Source organism: Dankookia rubra, from assembly GCF_004355005.1.
In the GTDB taxonomy this organism is placed as follows: Bacteria; Pseudomonadota; Alphaproteobacteria; order Acetobacterales; family Acetobacteraceae; genus Paracraurococcus; species Paracraurococcus ruber_A.
The window spans coordinates 1-23,861 of record NZ_SMSJ01000078.1 but is presented as its reverse complement, the minus strand read 5'-3'; the positions used below and the strand labels follow the sequence as shown (position 1 = coordinate 23,861).

The 23,861-nt window shown below is 68.1% G+C and carries 22 protein-coding genes and 3 pseudogenes; 17 read left to right on the top strand and 8 right to left on the bottom strand.

Features of this window, described 5'->3' with window-relative positions; genetic code table 11:
- Nucleotides 1-103: 103 nt before the first annotated feature.
- Nucleotides 104-1,120 (top strand): annotated as a pseudogene (locus E2C06_RS28910) (IS701 family transposase); the annotation flags it as partial.
- 520 nt (nt 1,121-1,640) lie between these two features.
- Here the strand turns inward: E2C06_RS28910 and E2C06_RS28900 are convergent.
- From E2C06_RS28900 to E2C06_RS28875, 6 genes are all read right to left on the bottom strand, one after another.
- Nucleotides 1,641-2,450 carry an ABC transporter permease gene (locus tag E2C06_RS28900; protein ID WP_133292044.1) on the bottom strand — a complete coding sequence of 270 codons (810 nt, stop codon included), beginning with the start codon at nt 2,448-2,450 and terminating at the stop codon, nt 1,641-1,643.
- Nucleotides 2,447-3,064 (bottom strand): ABC transporter ATP-binding protein, encoded by a 618-nt coding sequence (locus E2C06_RS28895; RefSeq protein ID WP_206664738.1) that lies wholly within the window; start codon nt 3,062-3,064, stop codon nt 2,447-2,449. The genes E2C06_RS28900 and E2C06_RS28895 overlap by 4 nt, the downstream gene beginning before the upstream one ends.
- A gap of 75 nt (nt 3,065-3,139) precedes the next feature.
- The gene (locus E2C06_RS28890; RefSeq protein ID WP_206664737.1) at nt 3,140-4,147 is read right to left on the bottom strand and encodes a Cj0069 family protein; all 1,008 of its coding nucleotides are present in this window, start codon (nt 4,145-4,147) and stop codon (nt 3,140-3,142) included.
- Nucleotides 4,144-4,845, bottom strand: a complete 702-nt coding sequence (locus tag E2C06_RS28885; RefSeq protein WP_165982730.1) for a dienelactone hydrolase family protein — start codon at nt 4,843-4,845, stop codon at nt 4,144-4,146. Before E2C06_RS28885 ends, E2C06_RS28890 begins: the two co-directional genes overlap by 4 nt.
- A gap of 196 nt (nt 4,846-5,041) precedes the next feature.
- On the bottom strand, nt 5,042-5,476 hold the full coding sequence (locus E2C06_RS28880; protein WP_206664736.1) for a DMT family transporter: 435 nt from the start codon (nt 5,474-5,476) through the stop codon (nt 5,042-5,044).
- 21 nt (nt 5,477-5,497) lie between these two features.
- Nucleotides 5,498-6,478: a chromate resistance protein ChrB domain-containing protein gene (locus E2C06_RS28875; RefSeq protein WP_241671520.1), complete on the bottom strand. Its 981-nt coding sequence runs from the start codon at nt 6,476-6,478 to the stop codon at nt 5,498-5,500.
- Nucleotides 6,479-6,597: 119 nt separating this feature from the next.
- Between E2C06_RS28875 and E2C06_RS28870 the strand changes: the two genes are divergently transcribed.
- From E2C06_RS28870 to E2C06_RS28810, 14 genes and pseudogenes are all read left to right on the top strand, one after another.
- On the top strand, nt 6,598-7,557 hold the full coding sequence (locus tag E2C06_RS28870; RefSeq protein ID WP_133292041.1) for a Fe-Mn family superoxide dismutase: 960 nt from the start codon (nt 6,598-6,600) through the stop codon (nt 7,555-7,557).
- An 11-nt stretch (nt 7,558-7,568) separates the two neighbouring features.
- Complete coding sequence (locus E2C06_RS28865; RefSeq protein ID WP_133292040.1) at nt 7,569-8,051, top strand: chromate resistance protein ChrB domain-containing protein; 483 nt, start codon at nt 7,569-7,571, stop codon at nt 8,049-8,051.
- A gap of 253 nt (nt 8,052-8,304) precedes the next feature.
- On the top strand, nt 8,305-9,723 hold the full coding sequence (chrA, locus tag E2C06_RS28860; RefSeq protein ID WP_165982729.1) for a chromate efflux transporter: 1,419 nt from the start codon (nt 8,305-8,307) through the stop codon (nt 9,721-9,723).
- Between the two features lie 80 nt (nt 9,724-9,803).
- A complete protein-coding gene (locus tag E2C06_RS28855; RefSeq protein ID WP_206664735.1) occupies nt 9,804-10,748 on the top strand; it encodes a DUF1259 domain-containing protein in 945 nt (314 codons plus the stop codon).
- A gap of 175 nt (nt 10,749-10,923) precedes the next feature.
- A complete protein-coding gene (locus E2C06_RS28850) occupies nt 10,924-11,898 on the top strand; it encodes a YncE family protein (protein ID WP_206664734.1) in 975 nt (324 codons plus the stop codon).
- A pseudogene (locus tag E2C06_RS41165) lies at nt 11,895-12,101 on the top strand (ATP-binding cassette domain-containing protein); the annotation flags it as partial. The gene E2C06_RS28850 and the pseudogene E2C06_RS41165, both read left to right, overlap by 4 nt.
- A gap of 104 nt (nt 12,102-12,205) precedes the next feature.
- Nucleotides 12,206-12,478, top strand: a complete 273-nt coding sequence (locus E2C06_RS41160; protein ID WP_408869916.1) for an AAA family ATPase — start codon at nt 12,206-12,208, stop codon at nt 12,476-12,478.
- Between the two features lie 121 nt (nt 12,479-12,599).
- A complete protein-coding gene (locus tag E2C06_RS28840; protein ID WP_206664732.1) occupies nt 12,600-13,973 on the top strand; it encodes an ABC transporter permease subunit in 1,374 nt (457 codons plus the stop codon).
- A complete protein-coding gene (locus tag E2C06_RS28835) occupies nt 13,970-14,704 on the top strand; it encodes a LamG domain-containing protein (RefSeq protein ID WP_133292038.1) in 735 nt (244 codons plus the stop codon). The genes E2C06_RS28840 and E2C06_RS28835 overlap by 4 nt, the downstream gene beginning before the upstream one ends.
- Nucleotides 14,705-14,759: 55 nt before the next feature.
- A complete protein-coding gene (locus tag E2C06_RS28830) occupies nt 14,760-15,470 on the top strand; it encodes a hypothetical protein (protein WP_133292037.1) in 711 nt (236 codons plus the stop codon).
- Nucleotides 15,471-15,516: 46 nt separating this feature from the next.
- Nucleotides 15,517-16,533 carry a sulfate ABC transporter substrate-binding protein gene (locus E2C06_RS28825; RefSeq protein ID WP_133292036.1) on the top strand — a complete coding sequence of 339 codons (1,017 nt, stop codon included), beginning with the start codon at nt 15,517-15,519 and terminating at the stop codon, nt 16,531-16,533.
- Nucleotides 16,534-16,540: 7 nt separating this feature from the next.
- Entirely contained in the window at nt 16,541-17,416 is an 876-nt protein-coding gene (cysT, locus tag E2C06_RS28820; protein ID WP_133292035.1) for a sulfate ABC transporter permease subunit CysT, read from the top strand.
- Nucleotides 17,417-17,493: 77 nt separating this feature from the next.
- Nucleotides 17,494-18,259 (top strand): annotated as a pseudogene (gene cysW, locus E2C06_RS28815) (sulfate ABC transporter permease subunit CysW).
- Nucleotides 18,256-19,308 (top strand): sulfate/molybdate ABC transporter ATP-binding protein, encoded by a 1,053-nt coding sequence (locus tag E2C06_RS28810; RefSeq protein ID WP_133292034.1) that lies wholly within the window; start codon nt 18,256-18,258, stop codon nt 19,306-19,308. The pseudogene cysW and the gene E2C06_RS28810 overlap by 4 nt, the downstream one beginning before the upstream one ends.
- Here E2C06_RS28810 and E2C06_RS37985 read toward each other — a convergent pair.
- Nucleotides 19,305-19,469 carry a hypothetical protein gene (locus tag E2C06_RS37985; protein ID WP_165982728.1) on the bottom strand — a complete coding sequence of 55 codons (165 nt, stop codon included), beginning with the start codon at nt 19,467-19,469 and terminating at the stop codon, nt 19,305-19,307. The two genes, E2C06_RS28810 and E2C06_RS37985, sit on opposite strands and share 4 nt — an antisense overlap.
- Before the next feature lie 80 nt (nt 19,470-19,549).
- Here E2C06_RS37985 and E2C06_RS38900 point away from each other — a divergent pair, with 80 nt between their 5' ends.
- Together E2C06_RS38900 and E2C06_RS38895 are read left to right on the top strand one after the other, a co-directional pair.
- Nucleotides 19,550-21,211, top strand: coding sequence for a GMC family oxidoreductase (locus E2C06_RS38900; RefSeq protein WP_206664731.1), 1,662 nt, complete (start codon nt 19,550-19,552; stop codon nt 21,209-21,211).
- Between the two features lie 59 nt (nt 21,212-21,270).
- The gene (locus E2C06_RS38895; protein WP_338324246.1) at nt 21,271-22,260 is read left to right on the top strand and encodes a family 16 glycoside hydrolase; all 990 of its coding nucleotides are present in this window, start codon (nt 21,271-21,273) and stop codon (nt 22,258-22,260) included.
- Nucleotides 22,261-22,414: 154 nt separating this feature from the next.
- Here the strand turns inward: E2C06_RS38895 and E2C06_RS28800 are convergent, their stop codons facing one another.
- Entirely contained in the window at nt 22,415-23,296 is an 882-nt protein-coding gene (locus E2C06_RS28800) for an alpha/beta fold hydrolase (protein WP_241671518.1), read from the bottom strand.
- Between the last annotated feature and the right edge of the window lie 565 nt (nt 23,297-23,861).

The following is a 23,861-nucleotide window of genomic DNA, read 5'->3' as shown; positions in this document are numbered from 1 at the left end:
GGACAAAGACGGGCTCAGGCTTGGACGCCGTTTGAACACCAGAGTCGGAGATTTTGCGATGACACGGTGACTCGACCTTTGACAGAGAAACACCCCATGTGAGGGGATCTATCGGGATCCGGTCCGCTCCAGCCACGGGCACTTCGTCAAGGCGAGTGGCTTGCGCTGGCTCAGCCTGATGCTGCTGGTGCCGATCTCCTGGGCCGGGCGGGTCTGGGCGCTGCCGTTCCTCACCGCCCTTGCGCCCTCAGAGCGGTACTGCCGCGAGCGCGGGCTGCGCCACAAGAAGCTGACCGACTGGGGACGGCAGCTGGTCCTGCAGGCCCGCCGCTGGATGCCGGGCCGGCGCCTCGTGTTGGTGACCGACAGCGGCTTCTCCGCCCTCGAGTTCCTGGCTGCCCTGCTGCGGCAGGAGGTCACCTGCGTTACCCGGCTGCGGTTGGACGCTGCTCTCTACCGGCCAGCGTCGCCGCGCCGACCCGGCACGATCGGACGCCCCCGGACCAAGGGCGAGCGCCTGCCGACCCTGGCCGAGGTGCTGGCCGACAAGACCACAGGGTGGCAGCGTCTGACCGTGCCTGGCTGGTATGGCGAGGGCGACCGCATCGTGGAGATCTGCTCGGATACCGCCGTCTGGCGCCATGCCGGCTTGCCGATTGTGGCGATCCGCTGGGTACTGCTACGCGATCCCTGCCGGCGCTTCGATCCGCAGGCCCTGCTCTGCACCGATCCGGCGCAGGAGCCGCTGCAGATCGTCCGCTGGTTCGTCCAGCGCTGGCAGCTCGAGGTCACCTTCCGCGAGGTCCGCGACCACCTCGGCGTCGAGACCCAGCGGCAGTGGTCGGACAAAGCCATCGCCCGTGCCACGCCGTGCCTGCTCGGGCTGTTCTCGATCGTCACCCTGCTGGCATCCCGCCTCGACGGCCGTGTCCGGCTGCAGGTCTCGGCCACCGCCTGGTATCACAAGCAGCGGCCGAGTTTCGCCGACAGCCTCGCCGCGGTACGTCGTGCGATCTGGAGTGAGCAGGGTTTCGTCGTGTCCCGGCAGTCCGTCGACGCCACGAAACTTCCGCCAGCTCTCCGCGAGAGCATCGCCTACGCCCTCTGCCACGCCGCCTGAATGGCCAAAGTCGAGCTGAGGCCGCACTGATCTTCGCCGGACTATTGCAGCAGGGCGCCGCGCGCTCCCAATCATTTGTGCTCTCCGCCGTCCTGCTTGGCGCCCTGTACGGACTGGAGCCAGGCCACTTGAACGCCATGATGGCGGCCTTCATCGTCGCCGTCCGCGACACAGTGGGGCAGGCCGTCCTGCTCGGTGTCGACGCCGATGCAGGGAGGCCCCGCCCAGAGGGTCACGGCGGCGCGGGGTCGCGGCTCACGCACCGCAGGCGGTCGAGATCCGCGCCGTCACCTTGGCCCGTCCCGAATGAGGTCCGGCAGGCTCGGTACCGTGTGCGGTGCGATCCAGGCGCCGAAGGCCAGCAGGACCAGGCTGCCGACCACCACCCAGACAAGACGCATGTGGCGGCTCTCCTCTGGCCCGAGCACCTAGCCGCCGCACGCGCGCTGGGCCGCCATGACAGCGGCATTGGCCGCGGTCGCGCCAAGAACTGGTCCGCTGAGCCGCGCTGACAGTCCTTCTATGCCGCATTCTTACGTGCGCCCAGTCGGTCCAGCCGCAGCCGGTGGCGCCCGTCGCTGAGGAGGTAGACGCCGCCAAGCACAGCAGCGACGGTGCCGAGGCCGGTGCCGCCCGCGATCAGGAACATGATCAGAATTTGGTACTTCGCTGCCTCGACCGGCTCGGCCCCGGCGAGGATCTGGCCGGTCATCATGCCGGGCAGTGAGACAAGACCAGCGACGGCCATGGAGTTGACGATCGGCATGGAGCCTGCCCGCAGCGCCGCGCGGGTCACCGGCAGCATCGCCACTTGACGGGTGGCGCCAAGGGCGAGGCGAGCCTCGATCGCGGCACGATCGCGAACGGCGCCGGTCGTGAGGGCATCGAGCCCGAGCGCGATGCCGGTCATAGTGTTGCCGAGCACCATGCCAAGGAGCGGCAGGGCGTAGTGCGGGTCGTACCAGGGCTCCGGTCGAATCTGCGTCAGTAGCGCCAGCGCGGTGACGGAGCCAGCCGCGGCCAGGGCGCAGCCCGCGCCCAGGCCGAAGGCGCGGCCGCGGGCGAGCGGCCGCGCCTGCCGCGCCCCGATTTCGTGGGCTGCGGCGGCCACCATCACCAGCGCCGCCACCCCCGTCCAACAGGGCGAGCCCAACTCGAAGAGGACTCGCAGCACGTAGCCGACCAGCGCCAGCTGCACGACCATCCGGAGGGCCGCTGCCGCGAGCTGGCGCTCCAGCCCCAGCTGGAGGGCGACCGAGAGCGTGCCGTTCAGCACGACAAGCAGCGCTGGCAACGCCAGGTCCAGGGCGTTCAGCTGGATGTAGGTCACGGCGGCGCCGGGCTTTCCTCGAGCAGCCCGTTCCGCACCAGAAGCCAGCGCCGGGCGACGCGCCCCGCCTGGGTCGCGTCATGCGTTACCCAAAGCACGCCCATCCCGGTGGCGGCCCGCCGCTCCGCGATCAGCGCCTCCGCAGCCGCCTTTGCCACCTCGTCCAGACCGGCGGTCGGCTCGTCGAGCAGGAGCACGCGCGGGCCGGGCGGGGGCACCGAAACGAGCGCGCGAACGAGGGCGAGACGCAGGCGCTCGCCGGTGGACAGCTGCTGGATCGGCCAGACGCCGCAGGCCGCCGGGAGACCGAGGCGCTCCGCCAGCGCGGCGGCTGACGACCAACTCGGGAAGTGCTCGCCGACGGTGTCCGCCCACCAGCCCGGCTCGGCGGCAAGGTAGACCACGCGACCGCGCCAGAGCGGCGCCGGTATGGCCTCACTGGCCGTCCCCTCGAGCAGCACCGCACCCTCGTTCGGATCAAGGTCGGCTAGGGCGCGCAGGAGCTGCGTCTTGCCCGCGCCGGACGGCCCGCGCAGAGCCACGCACTCGCCCGAAACCAGGTCAAACGAGGCCGCGAGGTGGAGCCGACGCAAGCCTCGGACGGAAAGCAGCATGCGAACCCGGCGACCTCGCGCTGTGGCCCTAACCGGGGCGCCTCGGGGACCGCAATCGTTCTTCGGCCAGCCGTGCTATCGCCGCGGGCGCCTGGTCCGGTTGGCGAACACCGAGCTCACATTGATTTCGCAAAGTACGTAGGTGTCCTCGCCATCCGGCGTGCGCGGCCCGTAGAGGAAGTCGGCGTCCCAGATGATGGGCAGCTCCTCCCTCTCGATGCCGAGTGTCTCCATCATGCGTGGCGTCCACTCCTCTTCCATCAACGCTCGCAGCCGCTGGAACTGTGGGGCCGAGGCGGGGTGCATGATGCGCGGGCCGGGCTGCGCGGCGAGCGAGTCTGGCCCCTCGGGCGGCGGTGGGATGAGCGCTTTGATGAGTTGGTGGCCGAAGCCGATCACCCTGTCCGCGCCGACATAGCAGCGGATCATGCCATCCGGCAGTCGTGGCTGGAATGGCTGGTCGACGACGCAGCCGTCCACTGCGAAATACTCATCGCAGCGCGCCAGGAAGTTCTCGAGCGGGATCTCCTCCAGCACGCTGCCACGGCGCGCCTCGAGCACACGAACCGTGCCCTCGCGCTCGGGAAGGAGCTCGACCTTCCAGGTGCCCTGGCCACCGTCGCCTCGGTTTCGCTTGAGCACGCGCGGACCGTCCCCATGGAGGCTGCGCGGGAACTCCGCCCGGAGTGCCTCGGCGGAGCGGTAGACGTGGGTGTCCGTGCCCCAGCCGAGGTGCTTGGTCCGCTGGAGCACCTCCTTGGCGCCCATCTTCAGGATGATGTCCGGATGGGCGCTGACCCACACGCCACGCGAGGCGATGTCGCGCAGCATGGCATCGAGCCTGTGCCGGTTCCGGCCATTGTCCTGCGGGTTGACCCAGACAAGGACGCCGTCGACCGTAAGGAGCTGCGCTCGTACCTCCTCCTCAGTATCCTCGGAATAGACCGCGGGCTCCGCCTGAATGCCGCGCGCGGCCAACTCCTCGAAGATTCGGTAGTACCTGTTGTTCTCCGGGGTTGCGTTCGCGCGCGCCTCGCGGTCTCCGCGCCAGAGCAGCGCCACCCTGCCGACCGTGCTCGTCATTGGAACCCTCTTCGAATCGGGTGAATAGAGGCCTTGCCGCGGCCTGCGGCACTCGCCTCCCTGGACAGCGTGTTGGCGAGGAACGCGGCCGCGTGCGCCGCCGTCAGTTCGGCGAGCTCGGGCCACGGCCGGACAGCGACCGTGCCCTGGCCGCCCGGCCAGGGCTGGCTGGAGTGCTCACCCTCCGACCACTGCGACACGTCCCAGCCATAGGTCGCTCCGCGGTAGGAAAGCCGCCGCACGGAGGCCGTCCTTCGGAGCGCGACGGAGAGACCCTCGCATTCCGCGAGCGGGTTTGCCGGATCGTCCTCGCCGTGCAGGAGCAGCACCGGCGAGCGGACGGCCGCAGCCGCGTGCTCCGGTGCACCTACCCCCTCGCCCAGGCCCTTGCAGCCGGGATAAAGCAGGACACGCGCGGCGAACGGGTCACGCCCGTCTGCCAGGGCCAAGGCGACCGCCCGGGCACCGATCCCGAACCCGAGCGCGCCGACGCGGTCCGGATTGACCCGTGGATCGCCCGCGAGCGCGGCGGCCGCGCGCCCCACCAGATCCGCGGCCTCGGCTTCTGAAGGGAGCGGTTCCGGCCAGCCGTCGGGTGGGTTGGGGCGGAGCTCGACTTCGAGGACCAGCAGATCGGCCGCGGCGAGACGGTCGATGTAGCGTTGGCTGCGCATGTCCATGCCGAGGGCGTCGTTCACGACCAGCACCGCCCCTGACGGAGGAGCGCCGGTCCCGGACTGGTAGAGGAGTCCAACTACGCCGCCAGGGCCGCGGAAGACCTCCGACGGCCCGGCCAGGGCGGTCGACGCAGCCATCGGCGCGATCGACACGGCGCAGGCGGCGACCATTATGCAGAGCAGGTTTCGTCCAGCATGAGTCATCGCTGGGCCCCCTTCAGAACCGGGCGATCAGGGCGAAGCCCGCCGCCATGAACACGCAGCCGGCGACGCGGCCCCACCCCGCCGGATGGACCTCGAAACCGACCCAGCCGAAGTGGTCGAGCAGCACCGAGCAGAACAGCTGGCTGGTCACCACCAACGCCATCAAGGTCGCTGCGCCAAGACGGCTCGCCAGCAGGATAGCCGCGACGCCGTAGACTGCTCCGGCGAGCCCGCCCAGCCACGCCCACCAGGGCGCACCCGTCGCTTTGACGAGAGCGGGCCAGGACACCCGGGTGGCAAGCGCGTAGGCGAGGACGGCGCCAAAGCCGAAAACGTAGTTCACCAGCAGCGCGGGCATCGGCGTCCCGAGGCTCTGCTTGAGCTGCGAGTTGGCACCGGCCTGCACGGTGATCAGGGCGCCCGCGAGCAGCGCGAAGCCCCAGGCCAACCACGACACCGCCCTGGGCCCTCAGCCGCGCTTCCGGCGGAAGACCTCGTAGAGGCCGTCCAGAACCTCGATGCCACGCTCCAACCGCCGTTCGTCGTCCTTGTTGGCTGCGGCAATGCCGTCCATCACGCGCGCAATGCCACTCGCGTCCTCGCGGCCGAACTTCGCGTCCTTGAGGTCGATGTCGTGCACGATCTCGCCAATGGCAGCGAGCGCCGGGTCGTTGAGGCCGGTGCGGGCGAGCAGCACTTCGAAGGTGCAGCGGTCGCCCTCGTGCGTGAACTCGCCCTCATACATATCGAAGCGCAGCTCGCCGGGCTCCGGCTCGTAGCCCTTAGCGGGCACGAATTTGAAGCGAGCCTCAGGGTCGATGAACCGTCGGATCAACCAAGCCGAGGCGATGCGGTCCACGTAGACTCCGCGTCGCGTCACCCAGACCCGTCCCTTGAGCGCATCGGCCGCGGTACCGCCAGCCGATTGCTCGTGCCGGTCCTCCGCCATTGTCTTGTCCTCCTGCAACCGGGCCTCCAGACCCGAGAGCAGCCCCTCGACCGTCTCGCGCCCGTTCGCCCCGAAGAAGTCGATCGCCGCCACCCGGGCCACCTCGGCCCGCAGTCGGGTCAGTCTGGTCCGCGCCTCGCCTTGGCTGTCCGGGGCGCCCTTGGCGTCCAGCGCCGCGGTCAGGGCGCGGGCGTTCTTGGAGAGCGCGTCGTAATCCTCAGCTCGGGCGGCGTTGAACAGACCCTGGACGTCCTCGTCGGAGAAACCGTCCACGAGCCGGGCCTCCCAGATCATCCCATCGCCGCCGAGCTCGCCGATCTCCTTGAGCACCCACTCGAAGTCCTCCTGCGCCTGCTCGCTCGCGGGCAGCACGTAGGCGGCGTTCCGCACCGCCACGGCGCCGAGCACCTGCAGCCGCCGCCAGACCTTCACTCGCGGGTAGCCGGGCTTGGCCGGGAGTTGGTGCACCAGCAGCAGCCAGCGGGTGGGCTCGGCCTGCACGGAGGTCTCCGGGTCGCTCACGGACGGAGCATAGCACCACCGTTCCGGCGCTCAAGATACGCTTGTATCTTATTTACCTCTGGAGTACGGGATCGGTATCGCTCGGGATGAGGCACCCCATGGCTCACGAAGTCCTCCCGCTGCCCTTCAAACCGCACCTGCTCAAGGGCCTGTCCGACCGGCTATTGGTCAGCCATTACGAGAACAACTACGGCGGCGCGGTCCGCCGCCTGAACGCCATCGAGGGAAGGCTCTCCGGCCTGGACTGGGGTGCAGCGCCGGTCTTCGACCTCAACGGGCTCGGCCGCGAGCGGCTGATCGCAGCCAACTCCATGATCTTGCACGAGGCCTATTTCGACGCCCTTGGCGGCTCCGGCGAGCCAGGCGGCAGCCTGGCCCAGGCACTCGAGCGTGACTTCGGCTCGGTCGACCGCTGGCGGGCCGAGTTCATCTCCATGGGCAAGGCGCTCGCGGGCGGCTCGGGCTGGGTGCTCCTGACCTGGTCGGAGCGGCTGGGCAGGCTGACCAACCAGTGGGCCGCCGACCATGCCCACACCCTGGCCGACGGCGCTGTGGTGCTGGCGCTCGACATGTACGAGCACGCCTACGCCCTCGACTTCGGCGCGAAGGCCGGCGCCTACGTGGACGCGTTCATGCGTAACATCCACTGGGAGCGCATCGAAGCCCGCCACGGCCACGCCCTGGATCCCGCCGTGCCGCGCCCCGACTGGCCGAACCCGGAGGTACCCAAGGTCACCGCCGCCGAACTGCGCGCCATGCTGGACGGCGGCGAGGAGGTCACCCTCGTGGATGTTTGCCTGCCCGAGAACCTGTCCTGGCGCACCGACACACTGCCCGGGGCACGCTTCCTTGCGCCTGAGGCCATCGCCGACTGGGCCGGAGACCTGCCGCGCGACAAGCCGGTGGTCGCCTACTGCATCTATGGCTTCCAGGTCAGCGGCGAGGCTACCGCCGAGTTGCGCCGCCGCGGCCTGAACGCCCGGATGCTCGCGGGCGGCATTGCCGCCTGGCACGCCATGGGCGGCCCGACCGTGCCGCTTCCCCTAGAGAGCAAGTAAGGAGACGTGTGATGACGACGTGGGTCACGCGTGAGCGCCCGAAGATTGACCGCATCGCCTGCCCCTGGCTGATCCGGCGCTTCGTCGAGCCGGACGCCGAGTTCCTCTACGTGCCGACCGAACGCGTCTTTGAGCTGGCCAAAGAGACAGGTGCGGTCCCGTACGACATCCCTGGGGCCGAGCCGTTTTCGCATGACGGCGAACTCTGCAGCTTCGACGCCTTCATCAGACACTACGGCCTGAAGGATTCCGCGCTCGACCGGCTCGCGGTCATCGTGCGTGGCGCCGACACGGCGCGGCACGACCTCGCGCCCGAGGCGTCCGGCCTGCATGCCATCTCGATGGGGCTGTCGGCCAACATCCCGGACGACCACGCCATGCTGGAGCAGGGCATGGTCATCTACGACGCGCTCTACAGCTGGTGTCGCGGCGGCGCAGGCGAGATCCACAACTGGACGCCACCGAGAGCCGCAGTGTCACCGTCTCGAAATTGAGGACCTTAGCCGTCGGAAGACCGGCCGCTGGCGTATTGAACGGGACTTGCTGTGCACGGCCAGTGACCAGACATCGCCACTCCGATGCTGGCAAGTCTGGCTTTCAGGTTCCGAGGTCAGCCTGCGCGAGCGGCCTGCTGACCGGACACCACCAACCTTCCTTCGCCGACATCAAGGGAACTGACATGCCCTCGCTGACCCAGTACAACGTGCACACCGAGATGATGCTCGACGCAGCGCCGGAGAGCGCATTTTGAGCGGCGCGGCCTCTACCACCGGCACCGCTGCCGCATCTTCGTCGCGGGCCGCTGGGGATCATGGCGTCTCCTTCCGGGAGGCGTTCTGGGTGTGGCTCCGGGTGGCCGCGCTCTCCTTCGGTGGCCCCGCCGGCCAAATTGCGGTCATGCACCGCATCATCGTCGACGAGAAACGCTGGATCGGCGAGGCGCGCTTCCTGCACGCCCTCAGCTACTGCACACTGCTGCCCGGCCCCGAGGCCCAGCAGCTTGCTGTCTATATCGGCTGGCTGATGCACCGCACGCTAGGCGGCGTCGTGGCGGGGACGCTGTTCGTCATCCCCGGCGTTATCGCCATTATGACGCTCAGCTACATTTACGCTGGCTGGGGGCAGGTCGGCGTGATTGCCGCGCTGTTCTTCGGCCTCAAGGCCGCCGTGCTCGCCATCGTGCTGCAGGCCGTGTTCCGCGTTGGCTCGCGCGCGCTGAAGAACCGCGTCATGGTCGGCATCGCCGCAGCAGCCTTCGTTGCCATCTTCTTCTTCGACATTCCTTTCCCGGTCATCGTGGTGTTGGCTGGCCTGATCGGCTACTTCGGCGGGCGTTCCGGGTCGCCCTTGTTTCAAGGCGGTGGTGGCCACGGTAGTGGCAATAACAAGGGCCTTGCCGAGGCGGATAGCCTGCTCGGTGAGGTCCTGCCGGATCACGCGGCCCCGACCGTCGGCAAGGCGCTCCGGGCCGCCTTGGTTTGGCTTCTGCTGTGGCTGGTGCCCGTCGCTGTCCTGCTTGCAACGCTCGGAACGGCGAGCACCTTCGGCCAGATCGCCATCTTCTTCAGTGAGATGGCGGTAGTCACCTTCGGCGGCGCCTATGCCGTGCTGGCCTACGTGGCCCAGCAGGCGGTCGAGCACTACGGCTGGCTGCGGCCGGGCGAGATGCTGGACGGCCTCGGCATGGCCGAGACGACGCCTGGGCCGCTCATCATGGTCACGCAGTTCGTGGGTTTTATGGCCGCGTATCGCGACCCCGGCGGGCTGCACCCCATGTTAGCTGGGACGCTGGGTGGATTGCTGACCACCTGGGTCACCTTCACGCCGTGCTTTCTCTGGATCTTCCTCGGTGCGCCCTTCATCGAGGTGCTGCGCGGCAACAAGGCGCTGAGCGGCGCGTTGACCGCCATCACCGCCGCGGTCGTAGGCGTGATCCTGAACCTCGCGGTCTGGTTCGCCCTGCACACCTGGTTCCACGAGGCGCACCGGATACGCGCGGCGGGGCTGTCCTTCGACGCCCCGGTCCTATCCAGCCTGGATCCGTGGGCGCTCGCACTCTCGGCGGCGGCCATGCTGGCCATCTTTCGGTTCAAGGTGGGGATGATCCCCACCCTGCTGGCTTGCTCCGCCGTGGGCATCGTCCTGCACTTACTAGGAGTGACCTGACCAGTGCCCGCAGCCGTCCTGGCCGCGAGCAGGACCCGGCGAGAGGGCCGGGAAAGCAAGAACACTGGGAGCAATACGCCATGATGATTCAAAGCACCTTCCGCGCCGCCCTGCTGGGTATGGTCCTGATACTGCCCGCCGCCGCCTTCGCTCAGCAGGGCGGAGGACCGGCGCCGCGGCAGAGCGCGACGCCCAACGCCGACTGGCACCAGACCGTGGACGACGCTCTCGGCAAGCCAGGCGCGGCCCAGCCGGGCGACGTATGGCGCGTGTCGTTGCCACGCACCGACCTGAAGGTGACCCTGGACGGCGTGCAGATCCGGCCCGGCTTCGCCCTCGGCTCCTGGCTCGCCTTTCACGAGCACGGGCAGGAACTGATGGTGATGGGCGACCTGGTGCTGCTGGGAACCGAGGTCGCGCCGGTGATGCGCCGTCTCGCCGAGGGCGGCCTCGAGGTCACGGCGCTGCACAACCACCTGCTCCGGGCCCAGCCCGCGACCATGTATCTCCATGTCGGCGGGCACGGCGAGGCGGGGAAGCTCGCCGCGGCACTCCGGCTCGCCCTGCGGGAGAGCGCGACGCCGCTGCAGGGCGCTGCGGGGCCGGGTGGTGACCAAACCGTCGAGGGCGTGGACACCGCCGCCTTCGCCCGCGCGCTCGGCCGCGAGGGCCGGGCCACCGGGGGCGTGTACGGCGTGGCCGTGCCGCGGGCCGAGCCGGTGCGCGACGAGGGCATGGAGGTGCCGACCGCAATGGGCTCGGCCACCGCGATCAACCTCCAGGCCGCCGGGAACGGTAGGGGCGCCGTCACCGGCGACTTCGTCCTGACCGCCAACGAAGTGGTGCCGGTACAGCGTGCGCTGGTCGAGCACGGCATCGAGGTCACCGCGATTCACAACCACATGCTGCAGGACGAGCCACGCATCTTCTTCATGCATTTCTGGGGCGTGGGCGAGCCGGCGAAGCTCGGCGAGGGTCTGCGTGCCGCACTCGACCGGACGAACTCCAAACAGGCTGCGCGCTGAGCCCATGAGCCGTCGAGGTGCTGCCCGCGCCTGGCGGCACCTCGGCGATGCCACCCAGAAGGGAACGTGGGTTATGGCAAGCGCACCAGGTCGTAGAGGTGTCCTCGGATTGCCCCTCGTCATGGCGGGGCCATGCCTCGCCTCGGCGCAGCAGGTCTCCATCAGGGAGGTGCCCATGCAGGTTGAGGCGAAGATCCCCCTCGGCGACGTTCATGGCCGCATCGACCACCTCGCCGTGGACCTCGCGCGCCGCCGCCTCTTCGTCGCGGAACTCGGCAACAACAGCCTGGGTGTGGTCGACCTCGCTGCGGGGGTGACCGCACGCCGGATCCGCGGCCTGCGGGAGCCGCAGGGTGTGGCCTATGTCCCCGGTGCGGACATCCTGCTGGTCGCCAACGCCGGGGACGGCACGGTCGAGCGCTACCGCGGCGCCGACCTCGTGCCGCTCAGCCGGACACTTCTCGGCGCCGACGCCGACAACCTACGTCCGAACCCTGCGGACGACGGCCTCGTTTGGGTCGGCCACGGCGGCGCGGGGCATGGGGCTGCGGGAGCGCAGGGCGGCCTCACTGCACTCGATGCCGCAACCGGGCAGTCGGTCGCCGCGACCATCCCACTGCCCGCGCACCCGGAATCCTTTCAACTCGAGACCGCGGGCGCGCGGGCCTTTGTCAACATCCCGGGTGCGGGCGATGCCGTCGCCATCCTCGACAGGGCCGCGCGGCGGCAGGTCGCCACCTGGTTGGTGCCCGGGTTCCGAGCCAACTTTCCCATGGCTCTGGACGAGCGCGGTGGGCGCCTGTTCGTCGGCTTCCGCGGCCCGCCGACCCTTGGGGTCCTCGACTTGACCAACGGCGTGGTGCTCGCCCGCCTGCCGCTCTGCGGAGATGTTGACGATATCTTCCTCGATGCGCGCCGACACCGCCTCTACGCAATCTGCGGCGAGGGGGTGGTGGAGGCATTCGAGGATCCAGGTGGTGCGCAGGGGGAAACTGCCCGGATCCCGCGACACCTAGGGCGTGTGCCGACCGCCGTGGGTGCCCGCACCGGGCTGTTCGTGCCCGAGCTCGACCGGCTCTTCGTCGCCGTGCGCGCCGCACCGGGCGAAGCCGCCGCGGTCTGGGTGCTCCGGCCGGAACCGCCACCGTGACCGGCGCTCCCCTGCTCCGGGTCTCCGGGCTGACCAAGCGCTACGGCGACCAGCTCGCCTTGGCCGAGGTCGGCTTCGGGCTCGGCACCGGGGAGGTGGTCGGGCTCATCGGCCCGAACGGCGCGGGCAAGACGACCGTGCTCGAATGCTTAGCCGGGCTCCTCCCGGCCGACGCGGGCACGGTCCACTGGTCGGGCGAGGAGCTGCCGCCCGCGCGGCGGAAGGCGGCGCTGTTCTACCTGCCTGACGGGATCACGCCCGATGCCGAGCAGCCGGTTTCGGGCGTCCTGACCTTCTTCGGCCGGGCGTGGAACCTGCCCGGCACCCAACTGGCGGAGGCCGTCAAGGCCCTGGCGCTCGACCCGGTCCTGGAAAGCCGGTTGGTGCGCTCTCCAAGGGCTTCCGGCGCCGTCTGCTGCTGGCCCTCGGTCTGCTCGCGCCACAGCCATTGCTCGTCATGGATGAGCCTTTCGACGGCCTCGACCTGCGGCAGACGCGCGAGGTGATGGCCTTGCTCCGGCAGGTCGCCGAGGGCGGCCGCGCGCTGCTGTTATCCATCCATCAGCTCACCGACGCATAGCGCGTCTGCGACCGCTTCGTCCTGCTCGCCGCCGGGCAGGTCCGCGGCGAGGGCACCCTGCCGGAGCTGCGCGCCGCCGCGGGCGTGACCGCGGGCGGGCTGGAGGAGGTCTTCCTTGCGCTTGCCTGAGTCTCTTCCCCGTGCGGGTGCCCCGCTCCTGCCGCTGCTGGAGCGGGAGCTGCGCGCCCTCGCCGCGGGCCGGGCGCTCTGGGTCATGGCGCTGCTGCTCTGTCCGGTGGTGGGCTACGGCTTCACCGAGGCGGTCGGGCTCTACGCTGAAGCCAGCCGCTCGGCCGAGGGCTTCCCGGAGCTCGCCCGTGGGATGACCCCGCTCGACGGCGTGTTGGTACCGACGCTCGGCGCCTTCTACGTTGCCGTCACCTTGCTCTTTCCCTTCGTCGCCATCCGCACACTTGGAGGCGACAAAGAAAATGGCGGCCTGAAGCTGCTGCTCCAGCTGCCCCACTCGCCGGTGGTCCTGGTGCTCGCCAAGCTGGCGGCGGCCATCACGGGCTGGCTGCTCGCGCTGGTTCCGGCCCTGTCAGCGCTTTTTCTTTGGGCCGCCCTGGGCGGGCACCTCCACGTCCCGGAGACGCTGAACCTTCTGCTCGGCCACTTGCTCTACGGCCTGCTGGTGGCCGCCGTTGGCCTGTTCGCGGCGTCCGTAGCGGACGGACCAGCGACCGCTGCCATCGGCGCGCTCGCCTTCGTCCTTGGCGCCTGGGTTCTGGACTTCGCTGCGGCGGGACAGGGCGCCTGGATGCGGCGCCTGGCCGACCTCTCGCCCACGGCAGCGCTGCGGGGCTTCGAGGGCGGGCTGCTCGCCTTGCCTGCCGTGCTGGGCATGCTGATCGCTGCGGCGGCGCTGGTCGCGCTCGCTGTGGTCTGGCTCCCGCCGGGGCGGCCGGTGCCACGGAAGCTCGCCCTCTCGGCCGCCGTCCTGGCCGCCGCGGCCGCACTCAGCTTAGCCAGCGCGCAGGCGCGGCTCTACGCCGACCTCAGCGAGAGCCGCCGCAACTCCTTCGCGCCCGGAGACGAAGCGGCGCTGCGGCGCCTGAGTGAGCCGCTCGCCATCACCGTCCACCTCTCGCCCGACGACCCGCGCCTCGCCGACTTCGAGCGGCAAGTCCTTGGCAAGCTACGCCGCCTCGTCCCGCGGATCTCGGTCACCATCGCCGAGACCCCAAAGGGGCTGCTGACCCCGTCCGGCGACGACCGCTACGGGCTCGTGTTCTACGACTACGGCGCCCGCCACGACGAGAGCCGCTCGACCAGCTTTCGGGAGGTGCTGCCGCTCCTCTTCGCGCTAGCGGGCGCGACGCCGGAGCGCATCGAGGCGGCGGACTATCCCGGGTATCCCCTGGTCGCGGATGCCCGGCCCGCGGCGCCCTGGTTCTACGCCGTCTTGCCCGCGCTGCTCGCCCTTGCCTGGTGGCGGGTCCGGCGCGCCGGGGCGGCACCTGATTGGCTCCAGCACAAAGGAGGCGTCCCATGACCACCTGCTCCGTATGGTTCCGGCGAGGACTGCTCAGCGGTGCGGCCGCGACATTCGCTTTGGGTGCGCGAGGCACCTACGCCGCCGATGGCCAGGTCTTCGACTTCTCGCAGGAGACGGTCGGCGCCGAGCCGAGCAGCTTCGCAGCCGTGGTCGGCAACTGGGTCATCGCCAACGATGGCAACAACCGCGTCCTCGCGGTGGATGGCCGCCGCTGGAAGGAGGGCCAGACCGCTGCGGGCCTAGCCGACAAGGCGCGCGCCATCTACGGCGAGCGATACGCCGAGTTCCTCGACAACGTGCAGGCCTATGCCTACTTCCCCTATGCCGTCGCCAAGGGGGTCGAGGACTTCCGCGAGGGCGAGATCTCCGTCCGGTTCAAGCCGCTCGAGGGCCGTGTCGACCAGGGCGCCGGGATTCTGTTCAACCTGAAACCCAATGGGGATTACCTGACGGTCCGCGCGAACGCGCTCGAGAATAACCTGGTGCTCTGGCAGGTGGTGCACGGCAAGCGCAGCTCGGTGAAGTGGATTCGGAACACACCAACCGCCTCACGCCAGTGGCACGACCTCAAGCTGATCGTGCGCGGGCGCACGGTCGAAGGTCACCTCAACGGTCGCCCCTGGCTGACATATGAGCTCGCCGCACCGGTGTCGGGCAAGGTCGGCCTGTGGTCAAAAGCAGACAGCTTCGTCTACTTCGATGACTACCGCGTCGCACACGCGGCCTGATGGTCTCGGATTGGGTGAATTGACACCGACAGAGGCGAAGAGGAGCAGGTCTCTTATGGACGTTGATCGGCGACTGGAGCAGCTGTGCGAGCGCGTCACACTGGTCGAAGGAGAGGGTAACCCGAGGCGCGGCAAGCTGTGCGTCATGTCGTTTGTAGCTCTGCTGGCGGGAGAAGACCACACGGATCATCCTGCGAGCGCCTCGCCGCTGATCCGAAACTTCGCGCTCTGGATCAATGATGCCATGCCTCGGGACGTGCGCCAGCGCCTGAAACCTTTTGCCGTGCGCATCCTGGGCACCAACGACGGGTGCGACCAGGCTCGGGCCGAGGTTCTGCGCCACGCTTTGGCCGGCGAGATCCTACCTAGAATCGAGGGTGAGTGGCGAGCGGTGCAAGTCTCGGGACGACACAGCTCTCCATTCGAGAGCCTCATCGTACGCGCGATCCGCCAAGATTTTGAACTACGTGCCGTGTCGCTACTTGCTCGCATCGAGCAGGGGATGGCCCCGAGTGCCCTCGGTTCGGCCGTGGGCGAACTCCTTTCCCTGTGCATACGCGAGGCTGCCACACCGGACCGACGAGCGCGGTACTGGAACGAGGCGATGGAACTGTTGGATCGCCTCTGCGATGCCGGGACGCGACCCTGCCAGCAGAGCATCTTGGGCGGCCAGGTCGAGCGAGCAGAGGAGCGCCTCGGACGTCCGCTACTGAGTGGCATCCGCAAGCTGATGCCCGTGTTCAACAAGGCACTCGCCTCTTTCTGATCGAACACCAACTTGCGGCAACCTGCCCTTGTCACGGGAGCGCACGATGCCACAGACCCTGATTACCCGACGAGGAACGCTGCTAGGGGCAGCCGCCCTCGCCTCCAGACAGGCAATGGCACAGGGTACTGTCACCCTGCTGAACGTCTCCTACGATCCGACACGGGAGTTCTACCGCGACTTCGGCAACGTCTTCGCGGCCCATTGGAAGGCGCAGACGGGCCAGACCATCCGCGTCAACACCTCGCATGGCGGCTCCGGGCGGCAGGCGCGGGCCGTGATCGACAGCCAAATGGCCGACGTTGTCACCCTCGGCCTGGCCTACGACATCGACGCCATCTCCGACCGCGGCCTGGTAGCGCCAGATTGGCGCGGGCGGCTGCCGCATAACAGCTCGCCTTACACTTCGACCGTCGCCTTCGTGGTGCGCAAGGGCAACCCCAAGGCCGTCCGCGACTGGCCCGACCTTATTCGACCCGGGCTCTCAGTTGTCACTGCGAACCCGAAAACGTCGGGCGGTGCGCGCTGGAACTATCTCGCCGCCTGGGCCTGGGCAGTGCGCCAGCCGGGCGGGTCGTCGCAAACCGCCGAGGACTACATCGGCCGCCTCTACCGGAGCGTACCCGTGCTGGACAGCGGCGCGCGCGGCTCGACCACCACCTTCGTCCAGCGCGCCATCGGCGACGTGCTGCTAGCCTGGGAGAACGAGGCCCACCTCGCCTTCCAGGAGTTCGGGGCGGACAAGTTCGAGATCGTCTATCCCTCCATGTCGATACTCGCCGAGCCGCCGGTGGCGGTGGTGGATCGTGTCGTAGATCGCAAGGGCACGCGCGAGGTGGCCGAGGCCTACCTGCGCCACCTCTACAGCCGCGAGGGGCAGGAACTGGCGGCCAAGCACTTCTACCGGCCGCGCGACGAGGTGGTGCTGGCGGCGAACGCCGCCCGCTTCCCGTCCCTGCCGCTGGCGACGGTGGACGAGGTGTTCGGCGGCTGGCGGGAGGCGCAGCGGACGCATTTCGACGACGGTGGCGCGTTCGACCGCATTTACCGGCCAGGCCGGTAACCCCGCCATGGGAGGCAGTGTCGCGCCGCTCCACCTTGAGCCCCGCCGTACGGTACTGAGGGCCCGCCGCAGGGTGCTGCCGGGGTTCGACCTCGCCCTGGGGACCACGTTGCTCTGGCTCTCGACCATCGTGCTCGTGCCGCTCTCGGCCCTGGCGCTCCGGCCCTGGGAGCTGGGGGTGGCGGGCCTGATCGAGTCCCTTACCGAACCCCGGATTTTGGCCGCGCTCCGCCTCTCCTTCGGTGGGGCGTTGCTCGCCGCGGCGCTGAACGTGCCGCTCGGCCTACTCATTGCCTGGGTGCTCACGCGCTACCGCTTCCCCGGGCGGCGCTTGGCCGACGCCATGGTCGACCTGCCCTTCGCCCTGCCGACGGCGGTCGCGGGCGTGGCGCTGACCGCGCTCTACGCGCCGAACGGCTGGCTGGGCGCGCCCATCGCCGCGGCCTTTGGCTGGCGGGTGGCCTTCACCCCGGCCGGGGCGGTGGTTGCGCTGGCCTTCGTCGGCCTGCCATTCGTGGTGCGCACTGTCGAGCCGGTGCTGCGCGACCTGCCGCTGGACGCGGAGGAAGCGGCGGCGACTCTCGGGGCGACCCGGGCGCAGACGCTGCGGCGCGTGGTCTTCCCGGCCCTCGCCCCGGCGCTGCTCACCGGCTTCGGGCTCGCTTTCGCCCGCGCCGTGGGTGAGTACGGCAGTGTCATCTTCATCGCCGGAAACATGCCAATGGTCAGCGAGATTGCGCCGCTGCTGATCGTCACCCGGCTCGAGCAGTACGACTACGCTGGGCCCGCCGCGGTCGGGCTCGCCATGCTGACGCTCTCCTTCGTCATTCTTCTCGTCCTCAATCTCCTGCAGCGGGTGCTCCGCCCGGGACGGCACACGTGACGGCGGCCAGGTCCCGACCCGCTACCCAGGAGGCACCCTGGGTTCGGCGCACCGCCATCGCGCTCGCCCTGCTAGCCATGGGCGTGTTTCTGCTGCTGCCGCTGGCCACGGTCTTCATCGAGGCGCTCCGCCGCGGCCTGCTACCGGCGCTCTCGGCCATCGGCGAACCAGACGCTCAGGCAGCCATCCGCCTCACCCTACTGGTCGCGGCCATCGCCGTGCCGGTCAACACGGTCGGGGGCATCGCGGCCGCCTGGGCCATCGCCAAGTTCGACTTCCCCGGCAAGCGCCTGCTGACCACCCTAATCGAGCTACCCTTTTCGGTCTCGCCGGTCATCTCCGGACTGGTCTGGGTGCTGCTGTTCGGCGCCCACGGCTGGTTCGGGCCGTGGCTGCAGGAGCGCGGCCTCGAGATCATCTTCGCCCTGCCGGGGATCGTGCTGGCCACGATCTTCGTCACCTTCCCCTTCGTGGCGCGGACCCTGATTCCGCTGATGCAGGAGCAGGGGCGTGAGGAGGAAGAGGCCGCCGTCACCCTCGGCGCCTCGGGATGGCAGACTTTCCGTCGTGTCACCCTGCCCAACATCCGCTGGGCACTGCTGTCGGGAGTGCTGCTCTGCAACGCGAGGGCGATGGGCGAATTCGGCGCCGTTGCCGTCGTCCGGCCACGTCCGCGGCGAAACCAACACCATGCCGCTGCACGTCGAAATCCTCTACAACGAGTACCAGTTTGTTGGGGCCTTCGCGGTGGCCGCCCTGCTTGCCCTGCTCGCCCTGCTGACGCTCTTCGCCAAGGCTTCGCTCGAGTACCTGACCGGCCGCCGGTTGGAGGCGCACGCATGAGCGTCGAAGTCGTGGGCTTGACGCGTCGATTCGGGGGAACCGCTCCCGCGCTGGACGCGGTCAACCTTTCGGTCCGCACTGGGGAGTTTGTGGCGCTGCTCGGCCCCTCGGGTTCGGGCAAGACGACGCTGCTGCGGACCCTCGCTGGCCTCGACTTCCCGGACGCGGGGGAGGTGCGGATCAATGGGCGCAGCGTGGCCGAGGTGGCCGCGCGCCATCGCGGCATCGGCTTCGTGTTCCAGCATTACGCCCTGTTCCGGCACTTGTCAGTGTTCGACAACGTGGCCTTCGGTCTTGAGGTCCGCCCTCGCGCCGAGCGGCCCCGCAGGTCCGAGATCGCCGCCCGCGTCCGCCGCCTACTCGAACTCGTACAAATCCCGGAGTTGGAGCGTCGTTACCCCGACCAGATCTCGGGTGGGCAGCGGCAGCGCGTGGCCTTGGCGCGCGCCCTGGCCACCGAGCCGCCGCTGCTGCTGCTGGACGAGCCGTTTGGCGCCCTCGATGCTCAGGTGCGCAAGGATCTGCGCCTCTGGCTGCGCGGGCTTCACGAGCAGCTCGGCATCACCAGCCTGTTCGTGACTCACGACCAGGATGAGGCCATGGAGATCGCCGACCGCGTCGCGGTCATGCGTGCGGGCCGGGTCGTCCAGTTCGACGAACCCGGGGTTCTGCTCGACCGTCCGACGGACGCCTTCGTCGCGGGCTTCCTCGGGGAGACCAACCGCCTGCGCTGCACCGTGTCCGGCGGCCTGGCCCACTTCGGGGAGCTGCCCCTGCCTCCCGTCCCGGCAGAAGGCACCGACGGTCCGGCGGTGGCCTTCGTCCGGCCCTGCGACCTGGTTGCGGAGCCGTCCCCCGGTGGCTCTGCGGGGTGCGCCGTTCATGCCGCGCGGCATGACGGACGAACCACGCACCTTCTCGTCAGGGCAGGAGGCGTAATCCTTGATGGAGTGCCGGCTGCGGGATGGACTTCTCCGCGCCGCGGCGAACCCTGCAGGCTGCGCGTCCAGGCCGCCCGGGTCTTTCCGGCCCATGGCGATGGAGGTTAGGCCGCGATCTCAAGGGCCGTGTGGATCACCTTGCCCTCGGCATCGCGCACCCGATGCAGACCGCGATCCCCGACCTTGGCCATCTCGGTGGCGACGATGCGGGTTCCGCCGGCCGACGTGCGATGGCGGAACGTTGTTGCCGCTAGCACGACCGCACGCATAGCATTGCGTCGGCGGCCGCGGAGCGGCGGGGTCGGGCAACCGAGCCGTGCGCCTGCCACATGCTGGCGGGAGGAAATAAATGAGCATCGGATCACCGGCTCAGGGCGCAGAACTCGGCCTCGACATTCTTAGCCGCTATGTCTGCAACACATTCGACGAGGCTCTCGCAAATTCGGACCCTGACTATCGACGCACAAAGTTCCCGCAGCTGGCATCCCGCGGGGACATGCGCCCATTCGACTTCATTGTGGTCGGCGGGGGCACGTTCGGCGCGGCGGTGGCGGAGCACCTATGGTTCCGCGCAACGGGCCGTAGCGAGCGCATTCTTGTCCTTGAGGCAGGACCGCTCCTCCTGTCTGGACATTCTCAGAACTTCCCCTCCTTGGGCCTAGGCCGCGAGATATGGGGAGTGCCGTGGAGGGATCCAGGCAATCTCGGCTACGGCGGTTCCGGCTTGGCCTACTGCGTCGGCGGGCGCTCGCTATTCTGGGGTGGGTGGTCCCCCCGCCTACTCGGCACTGAAACCGGCACTTGGCCAATTGCAGTGATGGCGGACTTGAACGCGGCTACGCTCGCCAATGGGGACGATGGCTACTTCAGGCAGGCCGGCCGGCAGATTGGTGTCACTGAGACGAACGACTACATATTCGGCGACCTGCATAGGGCCATACGGCGTCGTCTCTACGATGCATTGACCACTCCCGTCGTCCCGCGCGGCCCTATAACCGATGCCATGCCGCTGGCAGCTCAACCGCCCGCGCCGCCGGTCGAGATTCTGCCTGCTGCACCAGTACCGCCGACGCTTGCCACACTCTCGGAGTTAGCCGCGTTGCTGGGCGAGCAGCTGCCCGTTCCTCTGCCAGCCGGTCCCGCGATAGCGGCGCTTGCCGATGAGTACCGGAACAGGCTCAAGCTCGAAGCACCGCTGGCCGTCCAGGCCCGGCCGCAACATGCCGGCTTCTTTCCAATGAACAAGTTCAGCACCGCCCCGCTGCTGATCAAAGCGGCTCGGACTGCATACAGCGAAGCGCCGGGCGACGACGTTCGTAAGAGACTGATGGTCGTACCCAGGTGTCACGTCACTCGGCTGAGCGTGGTGGCGGACGCCAACGGCCAGCGTCGAGTAAATGCTGTCCAGACCGAGCACGGGCCCGTGCCTGTGTCTCCGGACTGCAAGGTCATCATCGCGCTCGGAACCGTCGAAAGCACGCGGCTCGCCCTTCTGTCCTTCGGACCAGACGGTCGAATGGGCACCAACCTCATGGCTCATCTCCGGTCAAACATAGGGCTACGGATCCCACGAGCGTCGCTCGAGCCTCCTGTCATGACGCAGGCCCTCCAAACCTCGGCGCTGTTCCTTAAAGGACTACACACATTCGGAGACGGATCGCTGGGGCACTTCCATCTCCAGATCACAGCTTCGGGTCTGGACAACATCAGCACGAACGCGGAAGCGGAGTTGTTTCAGGCAGTTCCGGATGTGGAATTCCTCAATCAGCACCTGCATGCCACAGACAGCCACATCGTGATCACCATCAGGGCGATCGGGGAGATGCAGTCGCGGAACGCCAACAGCAACGTCACTTTGGACCAAAATCCGGCGATGATCGACTTTGGCGAGCGCCGGGCGTTCGTGAATCTCCAAACCACAGCAAAGGACGACGAGTTGTGGAACGCCATGGACCGTACATCGGAGGATGTCGCGGCAGCTTTCGCCAATGGGCAGAAATCGACATTATAGATCCGAACTCCGGCACGGTGCTGGCCACAGGTGTCCCAGCCAGTCAGATCGCGGCGATTATGCCGACCGTTATCCGTGATCCGAGTATAGCGAATGCCCGCTGGGGGCGGCGCGACATGCTTGGGACAACCCACCACGAGTGCGGGACGCTCCGAATGGGAGACAATCCGGGGGACTCGGTTACCGACTCCAACTGCCAACTGCGGGGTATATCCAATGTCTACGTCGCGGGCCCGGCGCTATTTCCGACAGTCGGCTCGCCGAACCCAATGCTCACCGGGATTGCCCTGGCGCGCCGGTTGGGGGATCACCTCCTGCCGCCGCCGAACGTTTTGAACCTTGCCGTCGATGAACCAGGGTTCCGCTATTTGTTCCAAGGCACGGAAACGGCCACGGCCTTTCAGAGAGACTGGATCAAAGTAGGGGGTGGCGGATTTGTCCGTGTGGGCCGCACGTTGATCGCGCGGCCGGGGAATGACGGAATTGGCTTGCTGTTTTATGCGGCGGGGCAGTTCGCTGATTTCACGCTACGCCTGGACTTTTGCCTACCCCACCCGCGAGGGGGTAGCAACGACAACTCTGGCGTGTTCGTACGGTTCCGTGATCCTCGGGTGCCGGTGCTTCCAGGAACTCCCGGTCCGAATGTACCGAATAACCCAGCGAGCGTGGCTGTCGACACTGGCTATGAGATACAGATCGATGAGGAGGCGCGAGGGGACACCCGGCTCGGAGAACCAGACGGAAATCCATTCAACCGCACTGGGGCGATATACAAGGTGCCACTTGGAAACGGCCCCGGGCAGCAGAACTATCGGAACAACCAGAGCTTGGCCCCGGGTGTCTGGCACACCTACGAAATAGCGGTCCAGGGTCGCGCTTACAGTGTGCTTCTGAATGGCCAGCCTTCGACGGCCTTCACGGCCAATCCCGCCGACCCCAATGAGAGATTCCGAGGAAGAGCCGTGACCGAAGACCCTGTCTCGGGGTTCATCGGTTTACAGGTCCATACCGGCACAGTCGCATTCGCCAATATTCGCGTCAGCCCTTAAACGAGCTTCGCCGGCGCATTCCCTACCCTCGGCGGCAGCCAGGGTGGGGTTAGGCAGCACCGTGCGTAGTCCGGTCAATGTGGGCTTGGCACCATTTCTCGGGAGCCGATTTGAATCGGAGCCCGGCTTCGATCTGCCGTCACACCACATACCGCTACGGACCGAGGAAGTGGCTCACCTCGGCGACAAAGGCTTCAAGCCTATCGTGGTGGACCCAGTGTCCGGCGCGCTCAAACGACACCACCCTGGCGTTCCGGAAGTGCTGGGCCCGGCCATCCCGCGAGGGGTTCGACGCCCAACTCTCGTCGCCGTACACAAGAAGCGTCGGGCAGGTGATGCGGCCCCAGAGGTACTCCAGGTCGGCCCGCGTCATGTCGTAGGGTGGCTGCGAGCGGACGTAGTTGTCGAATTTCCAGCTGTAAGTACCGTCCTCGTTCTGGTTGACCCCGTGCCGGGTTAGGTGTCTGGCCTGATCGGTGCTCAGGTGCTTGTTCTCTTCCTGCATGCGCCGGATGGCTTCGTCCACCGACGTGTAGCGACGCGGCATCCGGCCCGCGAGCGAGCGCTGCTCCTCGACCCAGGTCCGCATGCGGTCGTCGATGGGCCGCTCGGCACGCTTCGCTGCCACATCCGGCGCCGGCCCCAGACCCTCGATTGCGACCAGCTTCCGCACCGCTTCGGAGTAGATGCCAGCGAAACGCAGTGCGATATTGCCGCCCAGCGAATGCGCCACGATGGTCACGGGCGCCAGTTCCTGCTGATGAATGAGCTGAGCGAGGTCATAGATGTAGGCGGCGATGGAGTAGTTGCCGTCGGGGGACCATTGACTATCGCCATGCCCACGAAGGTCGGGCGCGATGACGTGCCAGTCCCGTCGCATCGCCCCGGCAACCCAATCCCAGTTACGGCAATGGTCCCGCCCACCATGGACAAGGAGCAGCGGCGGAGCATCTGGATTGCCCCAATCCACGTAGTGCAAACGGAGCCGCTGCGAGAAGTAGATGTGCGAGGTGGGCCCGGCTGGTTCCATGTCCATCTCGGCAGTCTCCGGTCCTGGTCCGGGCGTGTACCCGGACATGCTGCAGGTGCCGCACCTCGATGGCACCGTCGCGCTATTTCGCTCTGCGGCCAACCCCTCGCCATAATGCAACAGCCGGATCATTCGGGCCAACCTGGGGAGTATCGGGTCGGTCCAGTCCATCCGATGCTCCTTCCAAGGCCCAGCGGGGATGATCCGATGGCCAGCCGAACTACATCGCCAGTAGCACTCTGCGCGGGATCGTCCTTGCCGGGGCCGTGTAATAGCTACTGTCCAGCAACTTCCCGCTCGGGCAGGTAGTGCACGACCAGAAACCGGGCATCGGGGTGGATTATCTCTCCTGCTTGAGTAAGTGAATAAGTCGGGCCAGCGGTCTTTCGGACTTCTTTCACTCAGTTCGGATGTGGGGAGTTTGCGGCTGACCTGGCCACGTGTTCCCCTGTGCGGAGTTAGAGTCTGAACGCGAAATAAGTCTGGCCCTTCAGGTCGGTTTCGACACGTAGGGCAGTGCGCCGGCTGAGCCTCACCATGTTGGGCCGATGTCTCGCACCAGCCTACACAG